Origin of the sequence: Rhizobium rhizogenes NBRC 13257 (assembly GCF_000696095.1) — a bacterium.
In the GTDB taxonomy this organism is placed as follows: Bacteria; Pseudomonadota; Alphaproteobacteria; order Rhizobiales; family Rhizobiaceae; genus Rhizobium; species Rhizobium rhizogenes.
This window is the reverse complement of sequence record NZ_BAYX01000030.1, coordinates 38,191-45,454: the sequence shown is the minus strand read 5'-3', so window position 1 is coordinate 45,454 and position 7,264 is coordinate 38,191. Positions and strand designations below refer to the sequence as shown.

The 7,264-nt window shown below is 58.3% G+C and carries 6 protein-coding genes; 4 read left to right on the top strand and 2 right to left on the bottom strand.

The window, feature by feature from the left end; genetic code table 11:
- Together RRH01S_RS32580 and exoR are read left to right on the top strand one after the other, a co-directional pair.
- Positions 1-1,206: OmpP1/FadL family transporter (locus RRH01S_RS32580; protein ID WP_042477585.1), on the top strand; the 1,206-nt coding region annotated here is incomplete at its 5' end.
- Positions 1,207-1,912: 706 nt separating this feature from the next.
- The gene (gene exoR, locus RRH01S_RS32575; protein ID WP_007690934.1) at positions 1,913-2,716 is read left to right on the top strand and encodes an exopolysaccharide production regulator ExoR; all 804 of its coding nucleotides are present in this window, start codon (positions 1,913-1,915) and stop codon (positions 2,714-2,716) included.
- Between the two features lie 51 nt (positions 2,717-2,767).
- Here exoR and xth read toward each other — a convergent pair whose 3' ends face one another.
- The gene (gene xth, locus RRH01S_RS32570) at positions 2,768-3,559 is read right to left on the bottom strand and encodes an exodeoxyribonuclease III (protein WP_042477582.1); all 792 of its coding nucleotides are present in this window, start codon (positions 3,557-3,559) and stop codon (positions 2,768-2,770) included.
- Positions 3,560-3,684: 125 nt separating this feature from the next.
- On the bottom strand, positions 3,685-4,017 hold the full coding sequence (gene erpA / locus RRH01S_RS32565) for an iron-sulfur cluster insertion protein ErpA (RefSeq protein WP_007690938.1): 333 nt from the start codon (positions 4,015-4,017) through the stop codon (positions 3,685-3,687).
- Positions 4,018-4,227: 210 nt separating this feature from the next.
- Here erpA and RRH01S_RS32560 point away from each other — a divergent pair, with 210 nt between their 5' ends.
- Together RRH01S_RS32560 and argS are read left to right on the top strand one after the other, a co-directional pair.
- The gene (locus RRH01S_RS32560; protein WP_012651305.1) at positions 4,228-5,445 is read left to right on the top strand and encodes a deoxyguanosinetriphosphate triphosphohydrolase; all 1,218 of its coding nucleotides are present in this window, start codon (positions 4,228-4,230) and stop codon (positions 5,443-5,445) included.
- Between the two features lie 53 nt (positions 5,446-5,498).
- Positions 5,499-7,259, top strand: coding sequence for an arginine--tRNA ligase (argS, locus tag RRH01S_RS32555; RefSeq protein ID WP_012651306.1), 1,761 nt, complete (start codon positions 5,499-5,501; stop codon positions 7,257-7,259).
- The last annotated feature ends 5 nt before the right edge of the window (positions 7,260-7,264 follow it).

The following is a 7,264-nucleotide window of genomic DNA, read 5'->3' as shown; positions in this document are numbered from 1 at the left end:
CCGTCGTTTGCAAGCGCCGCATTTGCGGGTGGGCTTGATCGCGGCGGTTACGATATCGATCTGCTCTTCGACAAGGGTCGTTACGCTTTCGAATCCGGTGTGACTTATGTCATGCCCGGTCGCAAGTTCAAGAATGCCAAGGATACCAATGCGGCTGACGGCAATCTCAACGGGCGCAGTAGTTCCACGGATGTCACCGAGAATTATGCCATCCCGTATATCGGCTTCAAGGTCGGCATCACCGATGACCTCGGTTGCATGGCCGACTATTCCGAACCGTTCGGCGGTCATAGCAATCCGGGCCTGAACTGGGCCGGCGCCAACAATGAAATCGAGACCAAGCTGCGCACGCATAATTATGCGGCGACCTGCTCCTACAAGTTCGATGCGGGTCCGGGCCAATTGCGTTTGATCGGCGGCGGTTTCTATCAGGAGGTCACCGGCTACAAGTCCCGCCTGGTCTCGGCCATTCCCGCTCCGCTTTCCGCCGTCTATGACGGTGTCGGTTCGCTGGACGTCGACGGTCACGGTTGGGGCTGGCGCGCTGGTCTTGCCTACGAGATCGAGGAATACGCTTTCCGCACCAGCCTCGTCTATAACAGCCGCGTTAAGTACGACAACCTCAAGGGCACGGTCGATCTGACGGAGCTGCCGCCGATCCGTGCATTCTTTGGCAAGACCACGTCCGTCTTTGGTTCGGCAGATGCGCCGGACTCGCTGGAATGGAAAGTGCAGACCGGCATCGCTCCGGACTGGCTGGCCTTCGGTTCGGTCAAGTGGACCAACTGGAGCCTCCTGCAGAGCATCGCGCTTTGCCCGACCTCCACGCGCGGCATATCCTGCCGTCCGGGTGGAGCAACCGAGCTCACCTCGCTGGATCTGCTCTATCGAGACGGCTGGACGATCTCTGGCGGTATCGGTCATAAGTTCAATGACAAATGGAGCGGCGCGCTCAGCTTGACCTGGGATCGCGGCACCAGCCAGGGTTATGGCATGAACTCGGATACTTGGACGCTCGGCGCCGGCGTCAACTACAAGGCAACCGAACATGTCGAATTCACCTTCGGCGGTGCGCTTGGCTTGCTGACCAGCGGCAAATCCGGCCAGGCCACTTATAACGGCCTTACGTTCGGCAACGACGCCAGCTACAGCTACGGCAATGATCTCGTAGCTGCCCTGTCGACCTCGATGAAGGTGAGATTCTGAACCTAACCCATTGAATTGAAGTAACTTCCGAAAATCATCGTCGTTACCTCAAGTGATTCCCGCGCCGCGAGCCCCATTCGGTCTCGCGGCGCTTTAGTATCAAGTTCAGGCCAAGATTATTTGCGGATGCAGCGTGCAAAACAGTCATGCATAGCCGCTTTATGGTTAACAAAACCTCAAGATTGGCAATCATCCTTGTGATGAATCGGCAACACTTTATTTCAACCGGTTACAGGTGCGTGTCCGCCGCCCAATTTGTCCATTTCCCGCCACAAATGAGGAGCAGCGATTATACGGGCACAGGGGCAGGCCTAATAGAGAGTGCGTAAACGGTTGATGGTTCAGTTTCCACTTTGGCAGAAAGAGCAATCCGGGATCGGAACGGCGACGTTTCCGATGGGGTCGGAAAGGCTTTATTTCTTGCGGGAATCCAGAAATCTCCCGATCTCAAGTCTCTCCTTTGGGGCAGTTGAATGGTGTGCTGTTTCGGCAGCGACGTGCGAACGCGGCGGCAGGAATGCTCGTTTGGACATAATTTCGAACTATGCTCGGAAATGTGGCAAACGGCCTCTGGCAGGTGCCATGCGAACCTTCTTGACGGGAGGTTTCGCTGGTTCGCGCGCGGGTAGGGAATACATTCGCAAACCTTGCGGCGCAGATGGGGTTGCCGTGACGAATGCGGATGGAGCGAGAGTAGTCGACTGTTATGTTTAAGTCCGAGTTCATATCAGCGAGAGTCATGATACTGAGCCTGTCGCTTGCCACCTTGGTGGTGCTTACAGGCCAGTGCCGGGCATTCGATATCAATGCCGGCGTCACCAAGGAATCCGGTCCTTTCGATCTCTTCAAATTCGGCTTTCGAGCCTATAAGAACGGCCAGAAGGAAGAGGCTGTCGAAGCCTATCGTTACGCAGCCGAAAAGGGCCATACCGGTTCACGCTGGGCGCTGGCCAATATGTATGCCGACGGCGATGGCGTGACGCAGGACGATTTCGAAGCATTCAAGATCTATAGCGAGATCGCCCAGCAGGGTGTGGAGCCCGGCTCGGAAGATACCGGCTTCTTCATCAATGCGCTGCTTGCGCTTGCGAATTATTACAAGAGCGGCATTCAAAACAGCCCGGTCAAGATCGACCTTAATCAGGCACGCCAGCTTTATTTCCAGGTCGCCTCGACCTTCGGCGTTCCCGAGGCCCAGTTCCAGCTCGCGCAGATGATGCTGACGGGCGAGGGCGGTGCACCCAACGTTCAGCAGGCAAAGAAGTGGCTGAACCAGGCCCGCAAGAGCGGCCATCCCGGTGCCATGGCTGTCTTCGGCAATATTCTATTCCAGGAAGGCCAGACCGTCCGTGGCCTCGCCTTCATGACGGCGGCGCTCGACAAGTGTAAGCCGAAGGATTGCGGCTGGATGGAGGACCTGCAGGAGCAGGCCTTCTCGGTCGCCAATGAGAACGACCGCCGCGTCGCGGTCTCCATGTCGCATCAACTGGATGTCGCCGGCGCCGAGTGACGGTCTTTCAACGAGACCGATTCTCTCTGAGTGTGCGATATTGACCGCGCGCTAATTCTGAAAATCGAGATGCGCGATGACTGGAACGTGGTCTGACGGCTTTTCCCAGGCGCGCATATGTTTCTCGATAGCCGTGGAAGTCAGGCGATCGGCCGCCTCCGGTGACAGCATCAAATGGTCGATGCGGATGCCGTTGTTCTTCGGCCAGGCGCCGGCCTGATAATCCCAGAACGAATATAATTTGACCGCGTCCGTCGTGGCGCGCACCGCATCGGTGAAGCCGAGATTTTCGAGCTGACGGAATGCCTGACGGGTCTGCGGCAGGAACAGCGCGTCATTTTCCCAGACCTTCGGATCGAAGCAGTCATGCGGCTCGGGGATGACATTATAGTCGCCGGCAAGAATGATCGGCTCTTCCAGAGCGAGCCTGTCGGCCGCGAATTTCCGCAGGCGCTCCATCCAGGCAAGCTTGTAGGGATATTTTTCAGTGTCGACGGGATTGCCGTTCGGCAGGTAAAGGCAGCAGACACGCAGTGCGCCATGGTCCGGCACGGAGAACACCGCTTCGATGAAGCGGGCCTGTTCGTCGCTGTCGTCGCCGGGAAGGCCGCGTGTCACTTCGTCGGGCTTCGCTTTGGAGAGGATCGCCACGCCGTTGAAACCCTTCTGCCCGTGCGTCTCGACGTGATAGCCGAGCGCCTCGATCTCCAGGCGCGGAAAGCCTTCATCGACCGTCTTGATTTCCTGCAGGCAGGCGATATCGGGATCGGAGTCCTTCAGCCACTGGCAGAGGTTTTCGATACGCGCTTTGACGCCGTTGATGTTCCAGGTGGCGATCTTCATGACGGGGCGGCTCCTCTGCTTCGCCTTCTTTTATCCGCAGCAATCGGCCTTGACCACGCCCAAATGAAAACCGGCCGGGAGCGAGGGCTTCCGGTCGGTGATCAATCTGTGGAAAAACGGGAGCGTCAGATCGAAAAACTTGTTCCGCATCCGCAGCTTGCGACTGCATTCGGATTCTTTATCTGAAAGGACTGGCCGAGCAGATTGTCGACGAAATCGATCTCGGAGCCGGCCATATAGACCAGCGACAATTGATCGATCAACACGGTGGCATTGCCTTTTTCGACAATGATATCATCGTCTTGCGGTCCTTCGGCCAGATCGAATTTATAGGAAAACCCGGAACATCCACCGCCTTCGACCGCAACGCGAAGCGCTCGCTTGCCGGCTTCGGCGCTGACGATCGCGGCGATTCGCTTTGCCGCTGCGTCCGATAGGGTTACACTCGTCTCTGTCATGCTTTCCTCCTGCCGGGGTCAAGATCCGGAGAGAACCAATGGGCCGTCCGACTTTCAAACGGCTGATATCAATAGCCTTTATCATGAAAGCACGGCGGGTGACAGCTATGGTTTCATGGTTGAGCCATGTGCCATTTTGCTGTTTGTATTCGGTATAGGTATGAAGGCCGCGAGGCGGCGTCAATGGGCTGGCGCCTGAATGGATGGATGATGACGATCGATAGGCATGCATTGGGTTTCGGTTATGGTGAGAAGGCCGTCTATGCGAGCGACCCATGGACATCGCGTGGACGGCTCTATGACGAGGGGTCGAGCCCGACGCGCTCCGATTTCCAGCGCGACCGTGACCGCATCGTGCATACGACCGCTTTCCGGCGTCTGAAGCATAAGACGCAGGTTTTCATCGCCCAGGACGGCGATCACTACCGCACACGCCTGACGCATACGATCGAAGTGGCGCAGGTCGCCCGTGCCCTGGCGCGCGCCTTGAAGCTGGACGAGGATCTGGCCGAAGGCGTAGCGCTCGTTCACGATTTCGGCCACACCCCATTCGGTCACACCGGCGAGGACGCGCTGCACGAGATGCTGCAGCCCTATGGCGGCTTCGACCACAATGCGCAGTCCCTGCGCATCGTCACAAAACTCGAGCGGCGCTATGCCGAATTCGATGGCTTGAACCTTACCTGGGAAACATTGGAGGGTCTGGTCAAGCACAATGGCCCGCTGCTGACGCCGGATGGCAAGGACACGCGCGGCCCGGTGCCGCAGCCGATCCTCGATTATTGCGAAATCCACGATCTCGAGATTGCCACCTATGCCAGCCTGGAGGCGCAGGTCGCGGCGATAGCTGACGATATCGCCTACAATACCCATGACATCGATGACGGCCTGCGTTCGGGCTATCTGACCTTCGACATGCTGGAGGAAATACCGTTTCTCTCGGAGTTGATGGCCGAGGTGAGGGCGCGCTATCCGCATCTGGAGGCAAGCCGCTTCACGCACGAGATCATGCGCCGGCAGATTACCCGCATGGTGGAGGACGTGATCTCCGTTGCGCAGCAGGCACTGAGCGAGGTCAAGCCGGGTAGCGTTGCCGACATTCGCGCTGCCGGCCGCGTCATCGCCGCCTTTTCTCCCGAGATGGCGGAAACGGATAAGCGGATCAAGCAGATGCTGTTCAAGCGCATCTACCGTCACCCTGATATCATGCGTATCCGCACCGGCGCGGCACAGATCGTCACCGATCTGTTCCGGGCCTATATGGACAATCCCAAAGAGATGCAGAGCCATTATTGGGTTGACCATATCGCCGGCCTTGCCGTCGCCGCCAAGGCGCGCCATGTGGGGGATTATCTGGCCGGCATGACCGATACCTATGCCATCAGCGCCCATAGGCGTCTGTTTGACCAGACTCCCGATTTGCGGTAGGCAGCGGCGGCGCGGGTCGACAGGGCCCGCACAAGCTATGCGTGGACAATATGATGAACCTTTTCACCGACTTCGAAGTAAGAATTAAGAACGCTCTCGAGCAAATTGATATTGTGCGGGAAAAGCGATCCGAACTCGACTTCGGCCGCATCGGCGTAGAGCCGCCGCGCGACGCCAGCCACGGCGATGTCGCCACCAATGCGGCTATGGTGCTGTCAAAGCCGCTGGGCATGAACCCGCGCGCTCTTGCCGAGATCATCATCGCGAAATTGCAGGAAGATGCCGACGTCGCCGATGTCTCGGCGGCCGGTCCGGGCTTCATCAATATTCGGCTGTCTGTCGGCTACTGGCAGCGCCTGCTGGCGACGATGATCTCCGAAGGCGAGAAATTCGGTCGCTCGACGGTCGGCGCCGGTCAGAAGGTCAATGTCGAATATGTCTCCGCCAATCCGACGGGGCCGATGCATGTCGGCCATTGCCGCGGCGCCGTCGTCGGCGACGCGCTGGCGAACCTGCTCGGCTTTGCCGGTTACGACGTCACCAAGGAATATTATATCAACGACGCCGGCTCGCAGATCGACGTGCTGGCGCGGTCAGTCTTCATTCGCTACCGCGAAGCGCTCGGCGAACAGGTCGGTGAAATCCCGGCCGGCCTCTATCCCGGCGACTATCTGGTTCCGGTCGGAGAGTCGCTGGCCAAGGAATTCGGCACCAAGCTTCGCGGCATGCCGGAAGAGCAGTGGCTGCCGATCATCAGGGAACGCGCCATCGACGCGATGATGGTGATGATCCGCGCCGATCTGGAGGCGCTGAACGTCCATCACGACGTCTTCTTCTCGGAGCGGACCCTGCACGCCAATGGCGCCGCCCTGATCCGCACCGCCATCAACGACCTGACCTTCAAGGGCTATGTCTACAAGGGCGCGTTGCCGCCGCCGAAGGGACAGTTGCCTGAGGACTGGGAGGATCGCGAGCAGACACTCTTCCGTTCAACGGAAGTCGGAGATGATATCGACCGTCCGCTGATCAAGTCGGACGGTTCCTATACCTACTTCGCCGCCGACGTCGCCTACTTCAAGAACAAGTTCGACCGTGGCTTCAACGAGATGATCTATATTCTCGGCGCCGACCATGGCGGCTACGTCAAGCGTCTGGAAGCCGTTGCGCGCGGCGTCTCGGAAGGCAAGGCGAAGCTCACGGTGCTGCTGTGCCAGCTGGTCAAGCTGTTCCGCAATGGCGAACCGGTGAAGATGTCGAAGCGTTCCGGCGACTTCGTCACGCTGCGCGAAGTGGTCGACGAGGTCGGCCGTGATTCCGTCCGGTTCATGATGCTCTATCGTAAGAGCTCCGAGCCGCTTGATTTCGATTTTGCCAAGGTGACGGAGCAGTCCAAGGACAATCCGGTTTTCTACGTGCAGTATGCACATGCGCGCTGCATGTCGATCTTCCGGCAGGCCCAGGAAGCCTTTCCGGATCTCGATATCGCCTCGCTCGATCTGGCGAAGGCGGTGGGCGGCGTGATCTCGGATCCGGCCGAGTTGCAGCTCGTCGCGAAGATTGCGGAATTCCCGCGAATCATTGAAGCTGCGGCGCAGGCTCAGGAGCCTCATCGCATCGCCTTTTATCTTTACGATCTGGCAAGTTCGTTCCACGGACATTGGAACAAAGGTAAAGATTTACCTGAATTACGATTTGTTAACGATAAGAACCGAGAATTGAGCATTGCCAGACTTGGGCTGGTGCACGCTGTCGCGTCGGTTTTGAAGTCGGGTCTTGGTATAACCGGGACCGCCGCACCGGATGAAATGCGATAAACGTC